20 protein-coding genes are annotated in these 22,386 nt (G+C 67.8%); 12 read left to right on the top strand and 8 right to left on the bottom strand.

Annotation, left to right across the window (positions count from 1 at the left end; genetic code table 11):
- Positions 1-19: 19 nt before the first annotated feature.
- Positions 20-799, top strand: coding sequence for a DUF2182 domain-containing protein (locus ASC87_RS24945; protein WP_056669196.1), 780 nt, complete (start codon positions 20-22; stop codon positions 797-799).
- Between the two features lie 155 nt (positions 800-954).
- Here ASC87_RS24945 and ASC87_RS24940 read toward each other — a convergent pair whose 3' ends face one another.
- The 4 genes from ASC87_RS24940 to ASC87_RS24925 are packed head-to-tail and all read right to left on the bottom strand — an operon-like array spanning position 955 to position 6,794.
- Complete coding sequence (locus ASC87_RS24940) at positions 955-2,739, bottom strand: ABC transporter ATP-binding protein (protein WP_056669193.1); 1,785 nt, start codon at positions 2,737-2,739, stop codon at positions 955-957.
- Complete coding sequence (locus ASC87_RS24935) at positions 2,736-4,598, bottom strand: ABC transporter ATP-binding protein (protein ID WP_056669191.1); 1,863 nt, start codon at positions 4,596-4,598, stop codon at positions 2,736-2,738. The genes ASC87_RS24940 and ASC87_RS24935 overlap by 4 nt, the downstream gene beginning before the upstream one ends.
- 8 nt (positions 4,599-4,606) lie before the next feature.
- Positions 4,607-5,656, bottom strand: coding sequence for an NADP(H)-dependent aldo-keto reductase (locus ASC87_RS24930; RefSeq protein ID WP_056669189.1), 1,050 nt, complete (start codon positions 5,654-5,656; stop codon positions 4,607-4,609).
- Between the two features lie 40 nt (positions 5,657-5,696).
- The gene (locus ASC87_RS24925; RefSeq protein WP_056669186.1) at positions 5,697-6,794 is read right to left on the bottom strand and encodes a sigma-54-dependent Fis family transcriptional regulator; all 1,098 of its coding nucleotides are present in this window, start codon (positions 6,792-6,794) and stop codon (positions 5,697-5,699) included.
- Between the two features lie 238 nt (positions 6,795-7,032).
- On the opposite strand from ASC87_RS24925, the gene ASC87_RS24920 reads away from it, so the two are divergent.
- Entirely contained in the window at positions 7,033-8,112 is a 1,080-nt protein-coding gene (locus ASC87_RS24920; protein ID WP_056669184.1) for an ABC transporter substrate-binding protein, read from the top strand.
- Positions 8,113-8,232: 120 nt separating this feature from the next.
- On the top strand, positions 8,233-8,808 hold the full coding sequence (phaR, locus tag ASC87_RS24915) for a polyhydroxyalkanoate synthesis repressor PhaR (RefSeq protein ID WP_056669181.1): 576 nt from the start codon (positions 8,233-8,235) through the stop codon (positions 8,806-8,808).
- A gap of 87 nt (positions 8,809-8,895) precedes the next feature.
- On the opposite strand, the gene ASC87_RS24910 is transcribed toward phaR, so the two are convergent.
- Positions 8,896-9,888, bottom strand: a complete 993-nt coding sequence (locus tag ASC87_RS24910; protein ID WP_056669179.1) for a TerC family protein — start codon at positions 9,886-9,888, stop codon at positions 8,896-8,898.
- A gap of 55 nt (positions 9,889-9,943) precedes the next feature.
- Entirely contained in the window at positions 9,944-10,357 is a 414-nt protein-coding gene (locus tag ASC87_RS24905; RefSeq protein ID WP_056669176.1) for a hypothetical protein, read from the bottom strand.
- A gap of 106 nt (positions 10,358-10,463) precedes the next feature.
- Between ASC87_RS24905 and ASC87_RS24900 the strand changes: the two genes are divergently transcribed.
- From ASC87_RS24900 to ASC87_RS24885, 4 genes are all read left to right on the top strand, one after another.
- A complete protein-coding gene (locus ASC87_RS24900) occupies positions 10,464-11,345 on the top strand; it encodes a LysR family transcriptional regulator (protein ID WP_056669174.1) in 882 nt (293 codons plus the stop codon).
- A gap of 140 nt (positions 11,346-11,485) precedes the next feature.
- Positions 11,486-11,827 (top strand): HPF/RaiA family ribosome-associated protein, encoded by a 342-nt coding sequence (locus ASC87_RS24895; protein WP_056669170.1) that lies wholly within the window; start codon positions 11,486-11,488, stop codon positions 11,825-11,827.
- Positions 11,828-12,010: 183 nt separating this feature from the next.
- The gene (gene rimO / locus ASC87_RS24890; protein ID WP_056669167.1) at positions 12,011-13,390 is read left to right on the top strand and encodes a 30S ribosomal protein S12 methylthiotransferase RimO; all 1,380 of its coding nucleotides are present in this window, start codon (positions 12,011-12,013) and stop codon (positions 13,388-13,390) included.
- Between the two features lie 4 nt (positions 13,391-13,394).
- The gene (locus ASC87_RS24885) at positions 13,395-14,582 is read left to right on the top strand and encodes a cystathionine beta-lyase (protein WP_056669164.1); all 1,188 of its coding nucleotides are present in this window, start codon (positions 13,395-13,397) and stop codon (positions 14,580-14,582) included.
- 264 nt (positions 14,583-14,846) lie between these two features.
- Here the strand turns inward: ASC87_RS24885 and smpB are convergent, their stop codons facing one another.
- Complete coding sequence (gene smpB, locus ASC87_RS24880) at positions 14,847-15,311, bottom strand: SsrA-binding protein SmpB (RefSeq protein ID WP_082568920.1); 465 nt, start codon at positions 15,309-15,311, stop codon at positions 14,847-14,849.
- A 46-nt stretch (positions 15,312-15,357) separates the two neighbouring features.
- Here smpB and ASC87_RS24875 point away from each other — a divergent pair, with 46 nt between their 5' ends.
- Positions 15,358-15,813, top strand: coding sequence for a type II toxin-antitoxin system RatA family toxin (locus tag ASC87_RS24875; protein WP_056669161.1), 456 nt, complete (start codon positions 15,358-15,360; stop codon positions 15,811-15,813).
- Positions 15,800-16,102: an RnfH family protein gene (locus tag ASC87_RS24870; protein ID WP_056669158.1), complete on the top strand. Its 303-nt coding sequence runs from the start codon at positions 15,800-15,802 to the stop codon at positions 16,100-16,102. The genes ASC87_RS24875 and ASC87_RS24870 overlap by 14 nt, the downstream gene beginning before the upstream one ends.
- Before the next feature lie 10 nt (positions 16,103-16,112).
- Here the strand turns inward: ASC87_RS24870 and ASC87_RS24865 are convergent, their stop codons facing one another.
- A complete protein-coding gene (locus ASC87_RS24865) occupies positions 16,113-16,643 on the bottom strand; it encodes a DUF4124 domain-containing protein (RefSeq protein ID WP_235582279.1) in 531 nt (176 codons plus the stop codon).
- A gap of 217 nt (positions 16,644-16,860) precedes the next feature.
- Between ASC87_RS24865 and guaB the strand changes: the two genes are divergently transcribed.
- The 3 genes from guaB (at position 16,861) to ASC87_RS24850 (ending at position 22,297) form a co-directional block, all read left to right on the top strand.
- A complete protein-coding gene (guaB, locus tag ASC87_RS24860; RefSeq protein WP_056669155.1) occupies positions 16,861-18,330 on the top strand; it encodes an IMP dehydrogenase in 1,470 nt (489 codons plus the stop codon).
- Positions 18,331-18,447: 117 nt separating this feature from the next.
- Positions 18,448-20,028, top strand: coding sequence for a glutamine-hydrolyzing GMP synthase (gene guaA / locus ASC87_RS24855; protein WP_056669152.1), 1,581 nt, complete (start codon positions 18,448-18,450; stop codon positions 20,026-20,028).
- 697 nt (positions 20,029-20,725) lie between these two features.
- A complete protein-coding gene (locus ASC87_RS24850) occupies positions 20,726-22,297 on the top strand; it encodes a methyl-accepting chemotaxis protein (RefSeq protein WP_056669149.1) in 1,572 nt (523 codons plus the stop codon).
- Positions 22,298-22,386 lie beyond the last annotated feature (89 nt).

Below are 22,386 nucleotides of genomic sequence, written 5' to 3'. Positions count from 1 at the left end.
CGCGGTTGGAGGCGTCGACGTGACCGCCGGCTCGCTGATCGAGGGGGCGTTGAGGCGCGACCGCCTCCTCGTCGTCTTCAGCCTGCTGCTCGTCGTCGTCTTGTCCTGGGCCTACTTGCTGGCCGGCGCCGGGATGATGCAAGCGATGGGCGACATGTTGATGCCGATGAGCGCTCAGCTGTGGACGCCTGGTCATGCGCTGGTCGTGCTCATCATGTGGGCCGTCATGATGGCGGCCATGATGCTGCCGAGCGCCGCGCCGATGATCCTGCTCTTTGCCACCATCGCGCGGCGCCGCAGCGAACGTGGCGAGCCGGCGACCGCGTCGGGCGCCTTCGCCTTTGGCTACCTCGCAGTCTGGGCTGCGTTCAGCCTCGCGGCGACGGCGCTGCAGTTCGGGCTGGAGAAAGCCGCACTGCTGTCGCCGATGATGCAGAGCACGAGCATCGTGCTGGCCGGTGCGGTGCTGATCGCCGCCGGCATCTACCAATGGACGCCGTTGAAGCAGGCTTGCCTGCGGTACTGTCGCTCGCCTCTGGATTTCATCATGACGCACTGGCGCCCGGGCGCGCGCGGTGCGCTCCTGATGGGTTTGCGTCACGGCGCTGTCTGTGTGGGTTGTTGTTGGATGCTGATGTTGTTGCTGTTCGTCGGCGGCGTCATGAACTTCGCCTGGATCGCAGGCATCGCCTTGTTCGTCCTGGTCGAGAAGCTCAGTCCGGCCGGCCACTGGATCGGCCGGGGTGCGGGCGTGCTGCTGGTCGCATGGGGCGGCGCGACCTTGCTGGCCGCAAGCTGAGAAGTCCCCACCCGCCGCCACGGTTGTCGCCAACGCTCGAACCGGTAACGACGCCGGTCGGGGCAACACCAAGGACCAGGGCCAGATCCAGGAGCGACGCAGGTCGTCGCGTGGCGGGCCATCGAGGGCGCCGTGCGTGGGCACCCGCCGGCACGTCAATCATCGAACGACCCCCGGCTGTTCGCATGCAGCTTCGCATACAACCCGCCCGACGCCAGCAGCGCCGCGTGGTTCCCTTGCTCGCGGATGCGCCCGTGTTCCAGCACCACGATCACGTCGGCGTCGCGCACCGTGGCCAGGCGATGTGCGATCACGATGGTCGTGCGGCCGCGGCGCAGCAGCGCGAGCGCCTGCTGGATCTCGAGTTCGGTGAAGCTGTCGATGTTGGCGGTGGCCTCGTCGAGCACCAGGATCTTCGGGTCGGCGAGCAGGGCCCGCGCGAAGCTCAGCAACTGGCGCTGCCCGATCGACAGGTTGCGCCCGCGCTGGCCGAGCGGGGTGTCGTAGCCGAGCGGCAGCCGCTCGATGAACGCGTGGGCACGCACCGACTGCGCCGCGGCGATGGCGTCCTCCCGCGTGGCCCCGGGCAGGCCGTAGCGGATGTTGTCGAGGATGGTGCCGCTGAAGAGGAACGGCTCCTGCAGCACCATGCCGATCTGGCGGCCCAGCGAGTCGAGCGTGAGGTCGCGCACGTCGTGCCCACCCACACGCACCTCGCCGGCGTTCACCTCGTAGAAGCGGTGCAGCAGTGCGGTGACGGTGGTCTTGCCCGATCCGGTGGGGCCCACGAGGGCCACCGTCTGGTGCGGAGCGATGGTGAGGTTCAGGTCGTGCAACACGGGCTGCCCCGGCCGGTAGCCGAACTGCACGCCACGGAACTCGATGCCGGGTTCGAAATCGGCGGGCAGGTCGATCGCTCCGGGCCGGTCCACGATGTGCAGCGGCACGTCGAGCACCTCGAAGATCCGCTGGCCGGCCGCCATGGCCCGCTGCATCACGGTGTACTGCATCGACAGCGTGCGGATGGGGTCGAAGAACTTCTGCACGTAGAAGATGAACGCCACCATCACGCCCACCCCGAGCGTGCCGTCGAGCACGCCCTGGCCACCGGCCACCACCACCACGGCCATCGCGATGCCCGTCAGGGTGTCCACGAGCGGCACCATCACCTGGGCCGCGCGTGATGAGCCGATCTGGGCCTCCCGGTTCTCGCGCGCCTTCACGTCGTAGCGCGCGAAGTTCACCGCCTGCCGGCGGTTCTCCTGCACGGTGCGGATGCCGTTGATGTTTTCGGCAAGCGAGGCGTTGACGCTCGACGAGGCTTCCCGGGCGCGCCGGAACTTGTCGCGTGCCCACGGCAGCCACACCAGGCGCACCAGCAGCAGGGCCGGCAGCGCGGCCAGTGTCAGGGCGCCGAGCCGCAGGTCCATCCACAACAACACGGCCACGATGCCCACCAGCAGGAACAGGTCGCCCACCGCCGACACCGAGGTCTCGAGGAACTCCTGCAGTGCATTGACGTCGCCTGCCAGGCGGGACATCAACCGGCCCACCTGGGTCTGGTCGAGCGTGGACAGCGACACGTCCTGCAGGTGCGCGAACATCGCCCGGCGCAGGTCGAAGATCACCCGCTGGGCCAGGCGTGCGGCCACCCATTCCTGCAGGAAGTTGAGCCCGCCGTTGAGCGCGACCAGCATGGCGAATGCGGCCATCACCGTAGACAACGGCGAGCCGGCGTGGCCCAGCATGCTGTCGATGGCATGGCGCACGGTGACGGGGATGGCCACCTGCACCGCGGTGTAGGCGACGACCGACAGCACCGCTGCCACCAGCACCCGCCGGTAGGGCCGCACGAACGACCACAGGCGCGACACCACGCGGGTGTCGAAGCGGCTGAAGATCTGTTCGCCGTGTTCGTCGTGTGCGATGGCGGTGCTCATGCCACCACCTCGTCATCGGCCGGCACGGGCGCGCTGTGGCGATGCTGCAGCGCCCAGAGGTCGGCGTAGTGCCCCCCGCGGGCCAGCAGCGTGGCGTGGGTGCCGCGTTCGACGATGCGGCCGGCGTCCAGCACGAGGATCTCGTCCGCGTGCCGCAGCGAACTCAGCCGGTGCGCGATGATCAGCGTGGCCTTGCCCGCCGCGGCCTGCTTCAGGCCGTGGCGCACGTGTTGCTCGGTGGCGGCGTCGATGGCCGAGGTGGCATCGTCGAACACCAGCACCGCCGGGTCGGCGACGAGGCCCCGGGCGATCGACAGGCGCTGCCGCTGCCCGCCGGACAAGGCCACGCCGCGTTCGCCCACCCGGGTGTCGTATCGGGCGGGCAGGCGGTCCACATGGTCGTGGATTTGCGCGGTGGTGGCGGCGGCCACCACCCGGTCCGCGGACGCGGCTGGTTCGGCATAGGCCACGTTGTGGTGGACGGAGGTGTCGAACAGGAAACTCTCCTGCTGGACCAGCGCCACGGCACCGCGCAGCGACTGCAGCGTCACCTGGCGAACATCCTGTCCGTCGAGCGTGATGCGCCCGCCGGTGACGTCGTAGAACCGCGGGATCAGCTGCGCGATGGTGGACTTGCCGCTGCCCGGGGCCCCCACGATCCCCACCGTGCGGCCGGGCCGCAGTTCGAAGCTGATGCCGGTGAGCGCCGGGCGGGTCTCGCGCCCGGCATAGGCGAAGTCCACCGACTCGAAGCGCAGCACCCCTTGGGTGAGCGCGAGGTTGGCAGCGCCGGGCCGGTCCCGGATCTCGGGTTCGCTGTCGAGCACCTCGAACAGCCGCGCGCCCGACGAGGCCGCGCGGGCGCTGGAGTTGACGATCATGCCCACCTGGCGCACCGGCAACTGGAGCAGCGTCATGAACGTCAGGAACTCGGTGAGTTGCCCCACGGTCAGCGTGCCGGCAGCGACCCGGCGGCCGCCCACCCACAACACGGCCCCCATCGCCACGTGGTACGCCACGTTCATCGCCGTCACCGATTGCATGCGGTAGGTGATGCGGCGGTTGGACAGCGCGAGCGCGGCTTGTGACAGCGCGTCGAAGCGCGCCAGTTCGAATGCCTTCGACGCAAACGCACGCACCACCCGCACGCCCTGCAGGTTCTCCTCCATCCGCAGCGTCAGGTCGGACATCATCGATTGCAGCCTGTCCCAGCTCAACCGCAGCAGCAGCGCCATGCGGCCGGCCCGCCACACGACAAACGGCACGAAACCCAGGGCGAGGCAGCCGAGCAGAACGTCCACGCCGAGCAGCCGCCCTGCACCGGCGCCCACCAGCAGCACGAGCGTGACGATGCGCAGCAGGCCCGATTCGAGGTACACGCGCACCCCCTCCAGGTCCAGCATGCCGCGGGCGATCAGGTCGCCCGAATGCACCTTGTCGTGGTAGCCGAAGCCCAGGCGCTGCAGCTTCTCGTAGAACGCGAGGCGCAGGTCGTAGCCGACCCGGTGCGCGAGGTTCTCGCCCAGGTACCCCTGCAGGCCCGTGAGCGTGCCGCGCACGGCACACGCGGCCACCAGGGCCACCGCGGTCCACCACAACGCCCCGCGCACCTCGTTGCCCGGTCCGGCGGCGAGCAGGTGGTTCGCCTGGTCCACGGCACGGCCGAGCAGCATGGGTGTGACGAGGTTGGACACCGCCGCGCCCAGCGCGCAGAGCACCGCGGCGGCAAAGCGCCACGGGTAACGCATCGCCAGGCGGGTGAGGCGGGTCAGCACGCGCGGGATCGCACGCACGTCGATGCGGCCGAGCCGCGTCAGGTCGGCGAACGGGTCGGCGCCGCGAAGGGTCTGTGTGGTCATCGGAAGGGTCAGGACGCGGGATTCGGGTACTTGGACTGGATGGCCTCGATGCCGTCGAGCACTTCGGCCGGCAAGGCCAGGTCCACGCTCGCCAGGTTGGATTCGAGCTGCGCGAGCGACGTGGCGCCGATCAGGTTGCTCGTGACGAAGGGCCGGCTGTTGACGAAGGCGAGCGCGGCCTGGGCCGGGTCGAGGCCGTGCTCGCGGAACAGCGTCACGAGGTCATACGTGGCGCGTTCGACACCTTCGCCCTTGTAGCGCCCGAAGCGGTCGAAGAGCGTGATGCGTGCGCCGGGCGGGCGCTGGCCCGCGAGGTACTTGCCGCTCAGGCTGCCCATCGCCAGCGGCGAGTAGGCGAGCAACCCCACCTGCTCGCGCAGCGAGATTTCGGCGAGGCCGGTCTCGAAGCCACGGTTCACGAGGTTGTATGAGTTCTGGATGCTTGCCGCGCGCGGCAGCCCGCGGGTCTCCGACAGGTGCACGAACCGGCTCAGGCCCCAGGGCGTTTCGTTCGACACGCCGAAGTGGCGGATCTTGCCGGCCTGCACCAGGGCCTGCAGCGCCTCCAGCGTTTCCTGGATGGGCACCGTGTCCTCGTCCTCGACGTGCGTGTAGCCGCGTGCGCCGAAGGTGTTGGTGGTGCGGTCGGGCCAGTGCAGCTGGTACAGGTCGATGTGGTCGGTCTGCAGCCGCGACAGGCTGTCGTTCACCGCATGTTCGAGGTTGGCGCGCGTGAAGCTCGTGGCACCGCCGCGGATGTGGCTGGGGCGCTGTGCGGTGCGCGACGGGCCGGCGGCCTTGGTGGCCAGCACGATCTTGTCGCGGCTGCCGCGCTGGCGCAGCCAGGTGCCGATGAACCGTTCGGTGGCGCCCTGCGTCTCGGGGCGCGGCGGCACGGGGTACATCTCGGCGGTGTCGACGAGGTTCACGCCGGCGGCGATGGCCGCATCGAGTTGCGCGTGGGCGTCTGCCTCGGTGTTCTGCTGGCCCCACGTCATGGTGCCGAGGCCGATCACGCTCACCTGGAGGCCCGTGCGGCCGAGTGGTCTGTATTTCATCGCGAATCCTGGAAGTGGAGGAGGGTAGGGAGGAGGGAACTCAGTCGACCGGGACGAGGAAGCGCTCGCCCAGCAGGCCGAAACGCTTGAGTTGCGCGCGGAGCACGTTGCGAGAGATGCCCAGCTCGCGCGCGGTGCGCACCTGGTTGTCGCCGCAGCGTTCGAAGGCGGTGGTCACCACCAGCTGCTCGATGGTCTCGAACAGCTGCGGCTGCTGTTGGGCCAGCAGCAGCCGCACCGAATGGCGCAGCTGCCCGAGGGCGTCCTCGGGTGCGGGGGGCGCCTCCGCCTCGCTGCTGGCCGCCGCCAACAGGCCGTGCGGCAGGCGCAGGTCCTCGCGCTCGATGCGGCCGTTCCGGGACACGATCACCGCGTAGTGCACCACGTTTTCCAGCTCGCGGATGTTCCCCGGCCACTCGTACGCGAGCAGCGCGCGCTCGACCGCGGGTGACATCGCGAGCGTCGCCGCACCCAGCTTCTTGCGGTAGATCTCGGCGAAGTGCTGGGCCAGCGGCAGGATGTCACCGGGCCGTTCGCGCAGTGGCGGCAGCGGCAGCGTGGCCACGTGGAGGCGGTAGAACAGGTCGGCACGGAAGCGGCCGGCCTGCACGGCCTTGGCCAGGTCCACGTTGGTGGCGGCCACGAGGCGCACGTCCACCGGCACCGGCTGGCGGGCGCCCAGGCGCACCACCTGCCGCTCCTGCAGCACCCGCAGCAGCTTGACCTGCAACGCAAACGGCATGTCACCGATCTCGTCCAGGAACAGCGTGCCGCCGTGGGCGGCCTCGAACCAGCCGGCCCGTGCGTGGCTGGCGCCGGTGAAGGCGCCGGCCTCGTGGCCGAACAGCTCCGCGTCCACCAGCGATTCGGCAAACGCACCGCAGTTCACCGCCACGAACGGGCCCGTGCGGCCGCTGCACGCGTGGATGTGGCGGGCGACCAGTTCCTTGCCGGTGCCCGTCTCGCCGATCAACAGCACCGTGGCCTCGCTGGCCGCCACCTGCTCCACCTGGGACAGCAGGCGCTCGGACTGCGGGTCGCTGAACACGAGCGCCTTGGCCCGGATCGACAAGGGCAGGGATTCGGCGTGGGGGAGGGTCAGCAGCTTGCGCAGCGGCGTGGGACGCGGTTCAGTCATGGCCCCGGGAATAGCAGCGAGCATGCCAAAGCCCCCTCACCGGGCGTGGCCCGGTGCGAACACCTGGCGCCCGGGCGCAGGTTGCTGCGCACGGAGCAGGGCCGGAGGTGGCGCGTGTTGGGTGTGCAGCGCCCGCTGCTGCGATCCGCGCAGCCGCAGCCCTGTTTTCACGGCGGACGGTTGGAACGCGGTTTGCAAACAGCAGGCCTTTCTTGTTGCCTGAACCGGAGCTTTCCCGATGACCACCTCCTTCTCCCGCCGCGCCATGCTCGGTGCCGGTGCGGCCGCATCGCTCGGCCCCTGGATCCTTCCATCGCGGGCCGCCGCGCCGGCCGTCGTGCGGTTCGGTGTGTCCACCGCCGGCATTGGCGATCCGCCACGCGTGGCCGGGGGCTGGCTGTCGGTGGCGCAGAACAAGGGCTACGTGGAGGAGGCGCTGAAGCAGGACAACATCCGCGTGGAGTGGACGTTCTTCAAGGGCCAGGGGCCGGCCGTCAACGAGGCGCTGAGCAACGACCAGCTCGACTTCACCACCCTCGGCGACCTGCCGTCCATCATCGGCCGGTCCGTGGGCATCAAGACGCGGCTCGTGCTGGTGACCAACGCGCGGTCCAGCGCCTACGTGGCGGTGCGGCCCGGTGCGGCCGAACGCTCGGTCAAGGACCTGCGCGGCAAGCGGGTGGCCTTCCACAAGGGCACGGCCACTCAGCTGGTGGCCAACCGCATCTTCGAGCAGAACGGGCTGACCGAGCGCGACTTCAAGGTCATCAACCTCGAGCCCGCCAGCACGCTCGCGGCGTTCGCGAGCGGCGACATCGACGGGATCTTCGGCTCGCTGAACCTCGTCACGATGCAGGACAAGGGGCTCGCCCGGGTCATCTACGACACCCGCGACAACGCCAAGGCGACGAGCGGCGGGCACATCCTCGTGCGCGAGGCCTTCGGTGACGCGCACCCGGCGCTGACCCAGCGGGTCGTCACCGCGCTCGTTCGCGCCGCCCACTGGGCCTCGCTCGACACGAACCGGGCCGAGGTGATCCGGCTGTGGGCGTCGGCCGGCAGCATCAGCGCGGCCACCTACGAGGCCGAATACCGCGGCATCCCGCTTGCGCACCGGTTGTCGCCCCGGTTCGATCCGTTCGTGGTCGCCAGCGACCGCCAGGCCGTCGAGGACGCCTACCGGTACAAGCTGATCCGGCGCAAGTTCGACGTCGACAGCTGGATCGACCGGCGCTATGCCGACCAGGCGGTGAAATCGCTGGGGCTCGAGGGCTTCTGGCCGTCGTTCGATCCAGCCGGCAACCTGCTGAAAGCGTGATGGGGGCCGCCCACGGGCGGCATCGGAATTGACGGCGGGAAAACCCCTCCGGGGCGACTTGTGGCACCCTCCTAGAATCTTTGTGCAAGTGCACAAGAATCACCAGGAGCTCGCCCCCACATGGCACCACCCCGTCCCGATGCGCCCGACGCCGACGCTGCGGCTACCGCGAGCAGCCCGCGCGTCCTGAAGAAGTACCCGAACCGGCGCCTCTACGACACCTACACCAGCAGCTACATCACGCTGGCCGACGTGAAAAAGATGGTGCTGGCCGCCCAGCCGTTCGTGGTGCGCGACGCCAAGACGTCGGAAGACCTGACCCGCAGCATCCTGCTCCAGATCATCCTCGAGGAGGAGACCGGCGGCGTGCCCATGTTCTCCGCCCCCATGCTCGCCCAGATCATCCGGTTCTACGGGGGGGCCATGCAGGGCATGATGGGTTCCTACCTCGAGAAGAACCTGCAGACCTTCACCGACATCCAGACCCGCCTGGCGGAACAGAGCAAGGGCATGCTGGAGCCGGCCGTCATCAACCCCGAACTGTGGACTCAGTTCCTGAACGGCCAGGTGCCGGGCGTGCAGGGCGTCATGGGCACGTACCTGGAGCAATCCCGGCAGATGTTCCAGCAGATGCAGGAGCAGATGGCCAAGCAGGCCGAGACCTTGTTCCCGAGTTTCACGCCGCCAAAACGCTGAAAACCGGCATCCGGGCACCGGATCGGCAGTCATCCCGGGATGACTGCTTCCCCGCTGACGTTCCGGCCCGGAGGCCGATGACCGCCGTTATGTCGGCACGACGGCGGTAGGCTGCCCGCGTGTCTTCCACAGCGACACCAGCACACCACCGGCGATCAGACCGAAGGTCACGCTCAGCGAGATCACCGGCGGGATCTTGCCGATGATGCCGACCAGGAAGATCTTCGAGCCGATGAACACCAGTACCAGGGCCAGCGCGTACTTCAGGTACTTGAAGCGATGGATCATGGCGGCCAGCGCGAAGTACAGCGCCCGCAGGCCCAGGATGGCGAAGATGTTGCTCGTGTAGACGATGAACGGGTCGGTGGTGATCGCGAAGATCGCCGGCACGGAATCCACCGCGAAGACCAGGTCGATGAACTCCACGAGCACCAGCGCCAGCAACAGGGGCGTCGCGTAGCGTTCGAGCCTGCCCGTGGCCGGGTCGTTCTCGCGCACCCAGAAGGCGTTTCCGCGCAGGCCATCGGTCACGCGCATGCGCCGCTTCAGGAACTTCAGCAGGGGGTTGCTGGCGATGTCCGGCATGTGGTCGGCAATGATCCACATCTTGACGCCGGTGAAGATCAGGAACGCGCCGAACAGGTAGAGCACCCAGCTGAACTGGCTGACCAAGGTGGCGCCGAGACCGATCATGAGCGCGCGCAGCACGATCACGCCCAGGATGCCCCAGAACAGCACCCGGTGCTGGTATTGCCGCGGGATGGCGAAGAAGCTGAAGATCAAGGCGATCACGAAGACGTTGTCCATCGACAGCGACTTCTCGATCATGAAGGCGGTGTAGTAGTCCATGCCGCTCTGCGCGCCCAGGTACCACCACACCCAGGCACCGAAGAGCAGCGCCACGCTGATGTAGCCGGCCGACAGCATCAGGCTCTCGCGCACGCCAATCTCGTGGTCGTCCTTGTGCAGGACGCCAAGATCAAAGGCCAGCAGCGCGACGACGATGCCGGCGAAACTGAGCCAGACCCAGGCGGGTTTGCCGAGGAAGTCGGCGGTCAGGAAGGGAATCAGGGCGTCCATGGAAATCTCGGAGGATGGTGGTTTGAGCGGTGACGGCGATGGCGCTACGGTGGCATCAACGGGCTGTTCCTGCCGCCAGGCGCCGGCTGCTTCCGGCCGAGGCTCGTCGGCGCAGCACCGCGATCACTCCGCTGAGCACAAGGCCCAGCCCGATGAGCAGGGCGCTTCCGAAGCCCCACACCACCCAGACCACCACCGACAGCCCGCTCCCCAAGGTGGGCATCCAATCGACCAGGCCCTGGATGGCAGGGGTGAGCGCCGACAGCGTCGACGTGAGCGCCTGGGCGAGTTCGGGTGGAACCCACGGTGCGATCCAGTCCGGCAAGCGCAGGGTGCCTGTCGGCGAGCCGCCGGCCAGGATGCCTGCATTCGCGAACGCCCAGGTGGCGATCGAATGGAAGGCCCAGGCGCCAAGCGACCAGAGTGCGAGAAGGCCGAATACCAGAAACCAGCTGATGGCGTAGAACATGTTGTTTCCCCTCGTGGATGCAGAGCCGCGATTCTTCGCCTTTGCCAGATTCGGAAAAACCAGCTCCTGCCAGAGCTAGACTTCGGTTTTTCCGAACGAGACCGGCATGCTGAACTACCGCCACCTGTATTACTTCTGGGTCGTGACCAAGGAGGGAGGCTTTGCGCGTGCGGCCGAACGGCTGGACATGGCGGTGCAAACCATCAGCGCCCAGGTGCGGGAACTCGAGAAGGCGCTCGGCCACCAGTTGCTCAAGCCGGCCGGGCGCGGCGTGGCGATGACCGAGGCGGGCAAGGCCGCGTTTGCCCGCGCCGAGGAGATCTTCCAGATCGGCCAGGTGATCCTCGACGAAGTGCGCGAGGCGGCCAGTGGCAAGGTGGCCCGACTGGCGGTCGGACTGTCGGACGGCATTTCCAAGCTGGCCGCACACGCGCTGCTGGAGCCGGTGCTCGCCACGCCGTCGTTGCGGCTGGTGTGCCACGACGGCGAGTTCGAGCAACTCCTGTCCGAACTCGCCCTGCATCACCTGGACCTCGTGCTCGCGGGTCAGCCCGCGCCGCGCAATCCGAACCTTCGCCTGACCAGCGAACGCCTGGTCGATTCGCCCGTGCAGTGGTACGGGCCAGCCGCACTGGTGCGCAAGGCCGACGTGGATCAGTTCCCGCAATCGCTGGACCGGCTGCCCGTGCTGCTGCCCACCGGCCATTCGGCGCTGCGCCTGACCCTGGACCGCTGGTTCGACGCCCAGGGACTGCGGCCGCGCATCGTCGGCGAATTCGAAGACAGCGCACTGCTGGCGGTGTTTGCCGCGCGCGGGATGGGTGTGTTCCCCATCAGCCGCCTCGGCGCCAGCGACGTGAGCTGGATGCGCGGATTGCGTCTGCTCGGCCAGAGCGATGAGGTCAAGGAAGAGATCCACGCCATCTGCTCGCGGCGCGGGCAGCATCATCCGCTGGTGCTGCAGGTGATTGCGGCGGCGCATTCCTGAACGAGCGCGACGCGGCGGGCCCACGAGGACGGCGTCCTGACGTTCAGGTTTTTCCGATGTTGGCGTTCTTCCAAAGCTGCTTTTTCAGTGACCTCGATCCGCCCATAGTGCGTCTGTCCCTCAATCGATGGAGATTCGCGATGCAAGTGCTTTTCAATTCCCGCCATCCGCAAGCCACTGAACTGCGCGACCTGACTGAGCGCCGGGTGCGCTTCGTCCTTCGCCGCGTGGGCTGGCTGGTGCCGCGCGCCGAGGTGCAGATGTCGGATGTGAACGGCCCCCGGGGTGGCATCGACAAGCGCTGCCAGGTGGAGCTCAGGACTGACGGCGCCGGGTCGGTGGTCGTCACGTCGGTGGCGAAAGACTGGCGAACCGCGCTCGACAACGCGTTGGCGCGGGCCGCACGGTTCCTGATGCGCCTGTGGCGCCGTGGCAGTGATTCCCGCCGCCTGCGTCATCGCCTGATCAGCGGCGAGGGCTGACCCGGGGAGGTGCCAAGTGGCAGGCCGGCTCGGGAAAAGCCCGTGCTGGCCTGCTTGCATCGCCCGAAAATGCAAGGAAATCAACGGATTCCGGTAGGTGTACCACCCATCTTTGGGCGCTCCTGTGCGCCATTCCCGCCCAAGAGCGGCCCGAACGGGCTCAGGATCGGCGAAAATCCCGGGATGACTGCTTCCACGCTCGCCGTTCCGGCCCCCAAGATCGGCTTCGTCTCCCTCGGGTGCCCGAAGGCCCTGACAGACTCCGAACTGATCCTCACCCAGCTGCGCGCCGAGGGTTACGACACCTCCAAGACGTTTGCAGGGGCCGACCTCGTCATCGTCAATACCTGCGGGTTCATCGACGATGCCGTCAGGGAGAGCCTCGACACCATCGGCGAGGCGCTGGCCGAGAACGGCAAGGTGATCGTCACCGGCTGCCTGGGCGCCAAGGCCGGTGAGGGCGGCGGCAACCTCGTGCGCCAGATGCACCCGAGCGTGCTGGCCGTGACCGGCCCGCACGCCACCCACGAGGTGATGGACGCCGTGCACACCCACGTGCCGAAGCCCCACGATCCGTTCGTCGACCTGGTGCCTGCGCAGGGTGTCAAGCTCACACCGCGCCACTACGCGTACCTGAAGATCAGCGAAGGCTGCAACCACCGCTGCAGCTTCTGCATCATCCCGAGCATGCGCGGCGACCTGGTCTCGCGCCCCATCGGCGACGTGCTGGGCGAGGCCGACCGCCTGTTCGAGTCCGGCGTCAAGGAACTGCTGGTGATCAGCCAGGACACCAGCGCCTACGGCGTCGACGTGAAGTACCGCATGGGTTTCTGGGACGGCAAGCCCGTCAAGACCCGCATGCTCGACCTGTGCGAGAAGCTGGGCGAGCTGGCTGCCAAACACGGCGCCTGGGTGCGCCTGCACTACGTCTACCCGTACCCGCACGTGGATGCGGTGCTGCCGCTGATGGCCTCGGGCCTGATCCTGCCGTACCTCGACGTGCCGTTCCAGCACTCCCACCCGGACGTGCTCAAGCGCATGAAACGCCCCGCCAACGGCGAGAAGAACCTCGACCGCCTGCAGCAGTGGCGCGAGATCTGCCCTGAACTCGTGGTGCGCAGCACCTTCATTGCCGGCTTCCCCGGCGAAACCGAGGCCGAGTTCGAGCACCTGCTGTCGTTCGTGCGTGAAGCGCAGATCGACCGGGCCGGGGCGTTCGCCTACTCGCCGGTCGAAGGCGCCACCGCCAACGACCTCGACGGCGCGCTGCCCGCGGCGGTGCGCGAGGAACGCCGCGCCCGGTTCATGGCCGTGGCCGAGGAGGTGTCCACCGAGAAGCTGCGCCGGCGCATCGGGGCCACGATGCAGGTGCTGGTCGACTCCGCCCCCGCGCTCGGCCGCAAGGGTGGGGTGGGGCGCAGCTACGCGGACGCCCCCGAGATCGACGGCAGCGTGAAGCTGCTGCCGCCCGAGAAGGCCTCGAAGACGTTGAAGGTGGGTGAGTTCACGAAGGCACGCATCGTCGGCGCCCAGGGCCACGACCTGATCGCCCAGCCGATCTGAACCGATGACGGACCCCCGCACCGGCCTCATCCACCACCCCTACGAGCCGCCCGCGGGGTTCGACGCCCCGGCGCCGGGGGTGTTCAAGGCGTCCACCGTGATCTTCAAGGACACTGCGGCGCTGCACGCCCGGGCCTGGAAAGACAAGACCGGCTACACGTACGGGCTGCACGGAACACCCACCACGTTCACGCTCGAGGCGCGCATCGCCTCGCTGGAGGGCGGCCTTCAGACCTTGCTCGTGCCCAGTGGCCTGGCGGCCATTTCGCTGGTCGACATGGCGCTGCTGAAACACGGCGACGAGGTGCTGATCCCCGACAACGCGTACGGGCCCAACAAGGAATTCGCCCGCCACGAGCTGGCCGCCTGGGGCATCACGCACCGCTTCTTCGACCCGATGGATCCCGCGGCCCTTGCCGCGATGATCGGCCCGGCCACGCGGCTCGTGTGGCTGGAGGCCCCTGGCTCCGTGACCATGGAGTTCCCGGACCTGCCCGCCTTCGTGCGCATCGCGAAACACCGCGGCGTGCTGACCGCCCTCGACAACACCTGGGGCGCGGGCCTCGCATTCAACGCGTTCGACCTGCCGTTGGCCGAGGGCGGTTCGGTGGGCGTGGACATCTCGGTCCAGGCGCTGACCAAATACGCGTCGGGCGGTGCTGACGTGCTGATGGGCTCGGTGACCACCCGCGACGAGGCCTTGCACCTGCGCCTGAAGCTGTGCCACATGCGCACTGGTTGGGGCGTGGGGGCCAACGACGTCGAGCTGGTGCTGCGGGCGCTGCCTACCATGGCGCTGCGCTACGACGCCCAGGATTGGGCGGGCCGGCGCCTGGCCGAATGGTGGGAGGCCCGGCCGGAGGTGACCCACGTGCTGCACCCGGCGCTGCCGGAAAGCCCGGGCCACGACCACTGGCAGCGGTTGTCCAGGCGCACTGCAGGGCTCTTTTCGGTGGTGTTCGACGAGCGCTACAGCGCGGCGCAGGTGGATGCCTTCGTCGATGCGCTGCAACTGTTCAAGATCGGCTTCTCGTGGGCCGGCCCGGTGAGCCTGGTGGTGCCGTACGGCCTCGCGTCCATGCGGGCCAAGCCCACGTGGAAGGGGGCCGTGGTGCGGTTCTCGCTGGGGCTCGAGGCGGTGGATGACCTGATCGCGGACTGCGCGCAGGCGCTGACGGTGGTGGGGCGCTAGCGGACAAAGCGGTCATCCCGGCGAACGCCGGGACCCACCGCCCGAGGGCGCACTGAAGAATCGATGGGCCCCGACTTTCGTCGGGGTGACGGGGGAGGGCTCAGTCCTTCGGACCTGATGAGACCTTATGTCTCATCAGCCGCCCCTTTTGCCTGCGGCGAAAGGTCCGGTGACCGGCTTCGCCGCTCAGTCCTTCGGACCTGATGAGACCTTATGTCTGCCCCTTTTGCCTGCGGCGAAAGGTCCGGTGACCGGCTTCGCCGCTCAGTCCTTCGGACCTGATGAGACCTTATGTCTCATCAGCCGCCCCTTTTCCCTCTCCCAGTCCTTTTCCTTCACGGAGTTCCGCTTGTCATGCTCGGCCTTGCCCTTCGCCAGGGCGATCTGCGCCTTCACGCGGCCGTCCTTGTAGTGCAGGTCGAGGGGGACGAGGGTGAAGCCTTTTTGCTCCACCTTGCCCACCAGGCGCTTGATCTCCTCCTTGTGCAGCAGGAGCTTTTTCGTGCGGTCGGCCTCGGGGTTGACGTGGGTGGAGGCGCTGCGCAACGCGTTGATGCGGCAGCCGATCAGGTACAGCTCGCCGTCACGGATGACGACGTAGCCATCGGTCAGCTGGACCTGGCCCGCCCGGATGGCCTTGATCTCCCAGCCTTGCAGCACCATCCCGGCCTCGTGCTGTTCTTCGAGGTGGTAGTCGTATCGGGCTCTTCGGTTTTCGGCAATGGACATGGCGGTGAGGTGGGGACGCTCGCTCTCAATACAATCCGTGCATTGTATGAAGCACATCAAGAAGTCCGTCCTCCTTTGGTATTCGCCTGCCGAGATGTACCGCCTGGTGACCGACGTGCGCGAGTATCCGAAGTTCCTGCCCTGGTGCCAGAAGGCCGACGTGCTGGAGGAAACCGCCACCGGCATGACCGCGCGCCTGCACCTCTCATACGCCGGGGCGCGCCACGCATTCACCACCCGCAACACCCACGTGCCGGACGCCAGCGTCACGGTGGAGTTGGTCGACGGGCCGTTCTCGATACTCCACGGCACCTGGCGCTTCACACCGCTGCCGGCACCGGCCGGCACCGAGCAGAAGGCGTGCAAGGTGGAGTTCGAGATGAAGTACGTGTTCTCGAACTTCGCGTTCGAGATGCTGCTGAGCCCGGTGTTCGACCGAATCGCCAACACGTTCGTGGACTCGTTCGTCAAGCGCGCCGAACAGGTGTATGGCCCCCGCTGAGCTGCGCGTCGAGGTGGTCTGGGGCCCCGCGCCGCACGACGTGCGCCGCGTGGCACTCGTGCTGCCGGCGGGCAGCACGGCCGCCCAGGCGCTGGCCGCCAGCGGGCTGCTGGCGGAGTTTCCCGGGCTGGCGGATGCCGCGCTGGGCGTGTGGGGCCGCTCCTGCGAACCCGGTCATGTGCTGCGAGATGCCGACCGGGTGGAGGTGTACCGCGGCCTGACGGTGGACCCGAAGGAGGCCCGGCGGCTGCGGCACGGGCAGAAGGGGCGTCAGCGCCCGAAGGGCTGACGCCGCCGCATCACTTGCAGTCGGACGCGATGATGTCGCGGGTGCGCTTGCTTTCCTCGGCGCGGATCTTGTCGTCGTACACCTCGCGTTCGCCGTTGGCGTTCGTGCGGGCCATGCGCTGGCCTTCGTCGATGGCCTTCAGGTACGACTTGGCCCGGGTGCAGTTCTCGGCCTTGGCGGCGTTGATCTTGTCTTCCTCGGCCTTGCGGGCAGCGGCCTGGTCCTGCTCGGCCTTCTTGCGCTTGGCTTCGAGTTCCGGGTCGGACGTGCGGGCCGGGCCGCTGGCCGCCTCGGCAGCAGCGGGGGCCGACGGCGCCGCCGGCGTGAATTGCGGGCCGCTGCGGCGGGCACCCACCGGGCGCTGCAGGATGGCCGATTCGGGCACCGTGCTGGGCGGGGGCAGGTCGCTGTATTGGACGCGGTTGTTGGTGTCGCGCCACTTCCACTGGGCCTGGGCACTGGTGCAGACCCCCAGGGCGAAGCCGGCGGCGACCATCGACAGGCCCAGTTGCAGGGAGAGGCGGGAAGGGCTGAATTTCATGGGCGAAAGTGTAGTGCCGCGCCGAGGTGTGCGGACCCCCCTCACTGTCACGGTTTGTGTGGGGCGGCGAGGACCGGTTGTCGAACGTGAAGTATTGCCGGTTTGAGCGTGGCTCGCCGGCCAGGTTCCGTGGCCCTGTCCCGGTCGGGGAGGGCCCGGGGCAGCGAGGGAGGCTCCGGAGTCCGTATAATTCTCTTTTGCGTCAGGAGCTTCCCTCATGCGCCTTCTTGGCAAAGCGCTCACCTTCGACGACGTGTTGTTGGTGCCCGCGTTCTCGCAAGTGTTGCCGCGCGACACTTCGCTTTCCACCCAGCTGTCCCGGAACATCCGCCTGAACCTGCCCCTGGTTTCGGCCGCGATGGACACCGTCACCGAAGCCCGCCTGGCGATCGCCATCGCCCAGGAAGGTGGCATCGGCATCGTTCACAAGAACCTGACCGCCAAGCAGCAGGCGGCCGAAGTGGCGCGCGTGAAGCGCTACGAATCCGGGCTCCTCCGCGATCCGATCACCATCTCGCCCGGCGTGCCGGTGAGCGACGTGATCAACCTGTCGCGCCAGCACGGCATCTCCGGCTTCCCGGTGCTCGAGGACGGCCGTGTGGTCGGCATCGTCACCGGCCGCGACCTGCGGTTCGAGACCCGCATGCAGATCCCGGTGCGCGAGATCATGACCCCGCGCGAACGCCTCATCACCGTGCGCGAAGGTGCCACGCTCGAGGAGGCCAAGGCGCTGATGCACAAGCACAGGCTCGAACGGGTGCTCGTCATCAACGACGCCTACGAGCTGCGCGGCCTGTTCACGGTCAAGGACATCACGAAGCAGACCAACTTCCCCAACGCCGCGCGTGACGCGCACGGCAAGCTGCGCGTCGGCGCCGCGGTCGGGGTGGGCGAGGGCACAGAGGAACGTGTCGAGCTGCTGGTCAAGGCCGGGGCCGATGTGCTCGTGGTCGACACGGCCCACGGCCACAGCGCCGGCGTCATCGAGCGCGTGCGCTGGGTCAAGCAGAACTACCCGCAGGTCGACGTCATCGGCGGCAACATCGCCACCGGCGCGGCTGCGCTGGCGCTCGCCGAGGCGGGTGCCGACGGCGTGAAGGTCGGCATCGGCCCAGGCTCCATCTGCACCACCCGCATCGTCGCGGGCGTGGGCGTGCCCCAGATCACTGCCATCGACAACGTGGCCAAGGCGCTCGCGGGCAGTGGCGTGCCGCTGATCGCCGACGGCGGCATCCGCTACTCCGGTGACATCGCCAAGGCCATCGCGGCCGGTGCGCACACCGTGATGATGGGTGGCATGTTCGCCGGCACCGAAGAGGCGCCGGGCGAGATCGTGCTGTTCCAGGGCCGCAGCTACAAGAGCTACCGCGGCATGGGCTCCATCGGGGCCATGCAGCAAGGCAGTGCCGACCGCTACTTCCAGGACAACACCGGCGCCAACCCGAACGCGGACAAGCTGGTGCCGGAAGGCATCGAAGGCCGCGTGCCGTACAAGGGCTCGATGATCAGCATCGTGTTCCAGATGGCGGGAGGCCTGCGCGCGTCGATGGGTTACTGCGGTGCCGCGAGCATCGAGGACATGCGCAACAAGGCGGAGTTCGTCGAGATCACTTCGGCCGGCATCCGCGAGAGCCATGTCCACGACGTGCAGATCACCAAGGAAGCGCCCAACTACCGCATGGAGTGACGCGCGTCGAACGCGTGTCCACCGTGCTCGCGTTCCGTCACTTCCGGCACCAGCCGCGGCCTGGATTCGAGCCCGCTGCCGGTGCCGCCCATTGATTCCCTCTCTCGCAGCAGCAGCATGCACGACAAGATCCTGATCCTCGACTTCGGCTCCCAGGTCACCCAGCTCATCGCGCGCCGCGTGCGCGAAGCCCACGTCTACTGCGAGATCCACCCGAACGACGTCAGCGACGACTTCATCCGGGAATTCGCGCCCAAGGGCATCATCTTGTCAGGCAGTCACGCCAGCACGTATGAAGACCACCAGTTGCGCGCGCCGCAAGCCGTGTGGGATGCCGGCGTGCCGGTGCTGGGCATCTGCTATGGCATGCAGACCATGGCGGTCCAGCTTGGCGGCAAGGTCGAGTGGAGCGACCACCGCGAGTTCGGCTACGCCGAGGTGCGGGCGCACGGGCACACCGCGCTGCTGCAGGCCATCGAGGACTTCAGCACGGCCGAAGGCCACGGCATGCTCAAGGTGTGGATGAGCCACGGCGACAAGGTCACCGAACTGCCGCCGGGTTTCAAGCTGATGGCGTCCACGCCCAGCTGCCCCATCGCCGGCATGGCCGACGAGGCCCGGGGCTACTACGCCGTGCAGTTCCACCCCGAGGTCACGCACACGCTGCAGGGCGAGGCGCTGCTGCGCCGTTTCGTGCTCGACATCGCGAAGGTCAAGCCCGACTGGGTCATGCGCGACTACATCACCGAAGCCGTGGAACGCATCCGCGAGCAGGTGGGTGACGAAGAGGTCATCCTCGGCCTGTCGGGTGGGGTCGATTCCAGCGTGGCCGCCGCGCTGATCCACCGCGCCATCGGCGACCAGCTCACCTGCGTCTTCGTCGACCACGGCCTGTTGCGCCAGAACGAAGGCCAGCTCGTGATGGACATGTTCGTGGGCCGGCTGCACGCCAAGGTCATCCACGTGGACGCGAGCGACCAGTTCCTCGGCCACCTGGTCGGCGTGACCGACCCCGAGAAGAAGCGCAAGATCATCGGCCGCGAGTTCGTCGAGGTGTTCCAGGCCGAGGCCAAGAAGCTCACGAACGCCCGCTGGCTGGCGCAAGGCACCATCTACCCCGACGTGGTGGAGTCGGGTGGTACGAAGAGCAAGAAGGCCACCATCAAGAGCCACCACAACGTGGGTGGCCTGCCCGAGACACTGGGCCTGAAGCTGCTGGAGCCACTGCGCGAGCTGTTCAAGGACGAAGTGCGCGAACTGGGCGTGGCCCTGGGCCTGCCGCCCGAGATGGTGTACCGCCACCCGTTCCCGGGCCCGGGCCTTGGCGTGCGCATCCTCGGCGAGGTCAAGCGCGAGTACGCCGACCTGCTGCGCCGTGCCGACGCCATTTTCATCGAGGAACTGCGCAACACCCGCGACACCGCTTCGGGCAAGACCTGGTACGAGCTGACGAGCCAGGCGTTCGTGGTGTTCCTGCCCGTCAAGAGCGTGGGTGTCATGGGTGACGGCCGCACCTACGACTACGTCGTTGCGCTGCGTGCCGTGCAGACCACCGACTTCATGACCGCCGACTGGGCCGAGTTGCCGTACAGCCTGCTCAAGAAGGTGTCGGGCCGCATCATCAACGAGGTGCGCGGCATCAACCGGGTGGCCTACGACGTGTCGAGCAAGCCGCCTGCGACCATTGAGTGGGAGTGAGGCGCGCAGCGTTCTCTGTACAAGTCCGTCGTAGGAAGAGCCTCCAGCCGCATTCGCCAATTGTCGCTGGCCGGGTTGCCGAGGCCCCGAGGCTTGACCGCGAACAAGGCGGCGGGTGAACGCTCGCGCGGTGGTGGCGCCGGTTCGCCCTCAGGCTGCTGCGGGGGGTGTCATCCGGCCGGTGACCGGCGACGCGCGGCCGGCGCCGAAGTCATGGCAACCGGGCAGTGCGCTGCAAGGCCGGTAGAAGGTCGCCCCACAACCTGCCGAAAGACCTGAGCATGGCGTTGGCGTCCGGGCTATTCCATCCCGCTGCGTCATCGCATCGTGATGCGCAGGCAGCTGGAGCGCGCGGTCGCCGCGCCGCACCTGCCCGACTTTTCAGACCCCGTGGTCATGGCTCGCGCGTGAGCGGAGGTGAAGGTCACCGAGCAGTGGGACTCCCCGGCGCTCGCGCACGACGAGGTCGCGTGGCAGCGCGGCTCGCTCCCTGGCACCAGTCCGATGCGCATCCAAGGGGGAGGATTGGCCAAAATCGCCCCTCAAGGAATCTTGCCAGGCGCCGAAACTCCCCTTGTCGCCAATTGCACGTGTCCTCCTTCCCCCGAACCTGCACCACCCGCCAAAAAGACACGAGAGGCAGAAGAACGCTTCGGTGTGGCGCAGCTTCCAGCAGTTCCCCCCAAGGACACCCTTCATGAAACTCGGCGTGAAACTCCCGCTGGCCTTTGCCGCGGCCTTACTTCTGGTTCTTTGCGCCGCGCTGTACGGCATCCACAGCCTGAATCAGTCGCTCAATACCTACGCCACGACGGTGCAGGCAAGCCACAACAACCAAAGCACAGTCAACAACCTGGCCGTTTCGTTCAAGACGCAGGTCCAAGAGTGGAAAAATACGCTGTTGCGCGGCAAAGATCCGAAGGCGCTGGAGGCGCATTGGAGCGCCTTCAACAAGATCGAGCGCGAAATGGGCGAAAAGATCAAGGAACTGGCCACGGCGCTACCCGCTGGTGGCGAGAAGTCGCTTGTGGAGAAGTTCGGCGACGCGCACTCCGCGATGGGACAGAGCTACCAGAAGGCCTTCGAGTCCTTCAAGGCGGCCGGCTTCGACCCGGCCGTGGGTGACCAGGCGGTTCAAGGCATGGACCGCGAGCCAATCCGGCTCCTGGCTGAGGCGGGCGACAAGATCGCTGCCGGCAGCGCGGCCATTTCAGCCGAGGCCGAAGCGGCCGGCAAGCGCGCCACGGTGATCAGCCTGGCGCTCATGCTGATGGTCTGCGCACTGGCCTTGTTCGGCGCCGTGCTGTTTTGCCGCACCATCACGCGTCCGCTCGGTCAAGCATTGGCGATTTCGCGCGCGGTGGCCGACGGCGATCTGATGATCAGCATCGACGTGCAGGGCCAGGACGAAACCGCTCAATTGCTGCTCGCGTTGAAGGACATGCAGTCCAGCCTGGTCCGCGTGGTCAGCGACGTGCGCCAGAACTCCGAGAGCGTGGCCACCGCCAGTTCTCAGATCGCGCAAGGCAACGTGGATCTGAGCCAGCGCACCGAAGAGCAGGCCAGCGCGCTCGAAGAGACCGCTGCGTCGATGGAGCAACTCGGCTCGACCGCCAAGCAAAACGCCGACAACGCCAGGCAGGCCAATCAACTGGCGCTGAGCGCTTCCTCGATCGCCGTCAAGGGCGGCGAGGTCGTGAGCCAGGTGGTCGAAACCATGAAGGGCATCAACGACAGCTCCAAGAAGATCACCGACATCCTCAGCGTCATCGATGGCATCGCCTTCCAGACCAACATCCTCGCGCTCAACGCCGCGGTAGAAGCCGCGCGCGCCGGTGAACAGGGCCGTGGCTTCGCGGTAGTGGCTTCCGAAGTGCGCAACCTGGCCCAGCGCAGCGCCGAGGCGGCCAAGGAAATCAAGACGCTGATCACGGCCAGCGTCGAACGCGTCGAGCGGGGCACGATGCTCGTCGACCAAGCTGGAGCCACGATGACCGAAGTGGTGGGTTCGATCAAGCGCGTTGCCGACATCGTGGGCGAGATCAGCACCGCCAGCACGGAACAGAGTGCCGGCGTCGGGCAGGTGGGCGAAGCGGTGAGCCAGATGGACCAGGCTACGCAGCAGAATGCCGCGCTGGTGGAAGAGAGCGCTGCCGCTGCAGAGAGCCTGAAGGGCCAGGCGCAGCAGTTGGTGCAGGCGGTGTCGGTGTTCCGGCTGGCCCCTCACGGCACCCAGGGTGCAGGGAAGTTCGCGGGCGCGAGCGCGTGAAGAACGTGTTTCGCTGAGGGCAGCGACCACGAGAAAGACCAGGCCAACCAGGGGCGGTTGGCTTGGACGGACAAAGCGTGGCTGGACGG

The organism is Rhizobacter sp. Root1221, assembly GCF_001425785.1.
Lineage (GTDB): Bacteria > Pseudomonadota > Gammaproteobacteria > Burkholderiales > Burkholderiaceae_C > Rhizobacter.
The sequence above is the reverse complement of the archived record's forward strand: the minus strand, read 5'-3'. Positions and strand labels throughout refer to the sequence as shown.

What these genes read in the sequence shown, in the direction of transcription:
- ASC87_RS24940 (WP_056669193.1), bottom strand. Translation starts at nt 2,739, where the DNA reads ATGAGCACCGCCATCGCACACGACGAACACGGCGAACAGATCTTCAGC.
- ASC87_RS24935 (WP_056669191.1), bottom strand. Translation starts at nt 4,598, where the DNA reads ATGACCACACAGACCCTTCGCGGCGCCGACCCGTTCGCCGACCTGACG.
- ASC87_RS24930 (WP_056669189.1), bottom strand. Translation starts at nt 5,656, where the DNA reads ATGAAATACAGACCACTCGGCCGCACGGGCCTCCAGGTGAGCGTGATC.
- ASC87_RS24925 (WP_056669186.1), bottom strand. Translation starts at nt 6,794, where the DNA reads ATGACTGAACCGCGTCCCACGCCGCTGCGCAAGCTGCTGACCCTCCCC.
- ASC87_RS24920 (WP_056669184.1), top strand. Translation starts at nt 7,033, where the DNA reads ATGACCACCTCCTTCTCCCGCCGCGCCATGCTCGGTGCCGGTGCGGCC.
- phaR (WP_056669181.1), top strand. Translation starts at nt 8,233, where the DNA reads ATGGCACCACCCCGTCCCGATGCGCCCGACGCCGACGCTGCGGCTACC.
- ASC87_RS24910 (WP_056669179.1), bottom strand. Translation starts at nt 9,888, where the DNA reads ATGGACGCCCTGATTCCCTTCCTGACCGCCGACTTCCTCGGCAAACCC.
- ASC87_RS24905 (WP_056669176.1), bottom strand. Translation starts at nt 10,357, where the DNA reads ATGTTCTACGCCATCAGCTGGTTTCTGGTATTCGGCCTTCTCGCACTC.
- ASC87_RS24900 (WP_056669174.1), top strand. Translation starts at nt 10,464, where the DNA reads ATGCTGAACTACCGCCACCTGTATTACTTCTGGGTCGTGACCAAGGAG.
- ASC87_RS24895 (WP_056669170.1), top strand. Translation starts at nt 11,486, where the DNA reads ATGCAAGTGCTTTTCAATTCCCGCCATCCGCAAGCCACTGAACTGCGC.
- rimO (WP_056669167.1), top strand. Translation starts at nt 12,011, where the DNA reads ATGACTGCTTCCACGCTCGCCGTTCCGGCCCCCAAGATCGGCTTCGTC.
- ASC87_RS24885 (WP_056669164.1), top strand. Translation starts at nt 13,395, where the DNA reads ATGACGGACCCCCGCACCGGCCTCATCCACCACCCCTACGAGCCGCCC.
- smpB (WP_082568920.1), bottom strand. Translation starts at nt 15,311, where the DNA reads ATGTCCATTGCCGAAAACCGAAGAGCCCGATACGACTACCACCTCGAA.
- ASC87_RS24875 (WP_056669161.1), top strand. Translation starts at nt 15,358, where the DNA reads ATGAAGCACATCAAGAAGTCCGTCCTCCTTTGGTATTCGCCTGCCGAG.
- ASC87_RS24870 (WP_056669158.1), top strand. Translation starts at nt 15,800, where the DNA reads ATGGCCCCCGCTGAGCTGCGCGTCGAGGTGGTCTGGGGCCCCGCGCCG.
- ASC87_RS24865 (WP_235582279.1), bottom strand. Translation starts at nt 16,643, where the DNA reads ATGAAATTCAGCCCTTCCCGCCTCTCCCTGCAACTGGGCCTGTCGATG.
- guaB (WP_056669155.1), top strand. Translation starts at nt 16,861, where the DNA reads ATGCGCCTTCTTGGCAAAGCGCTCACCTTCGACGACGTGTTGTTGGTG.
- guaA (WP_056669152.1), top strand. Translation starts at nt 18,448, where the DNA reads ATGCACGACAAGATCCTGATCCTCGACTTCGGCTCCCAGGTCACCCAG.
- ASC87_RS24850 (WP_056669149.1), top strand. Translation starts at nt 20,726, where the DNA reads ATGAAACTCGGCGTGAAACTCCCGCTGGCCTTTGCCGCGGCCTTACTT.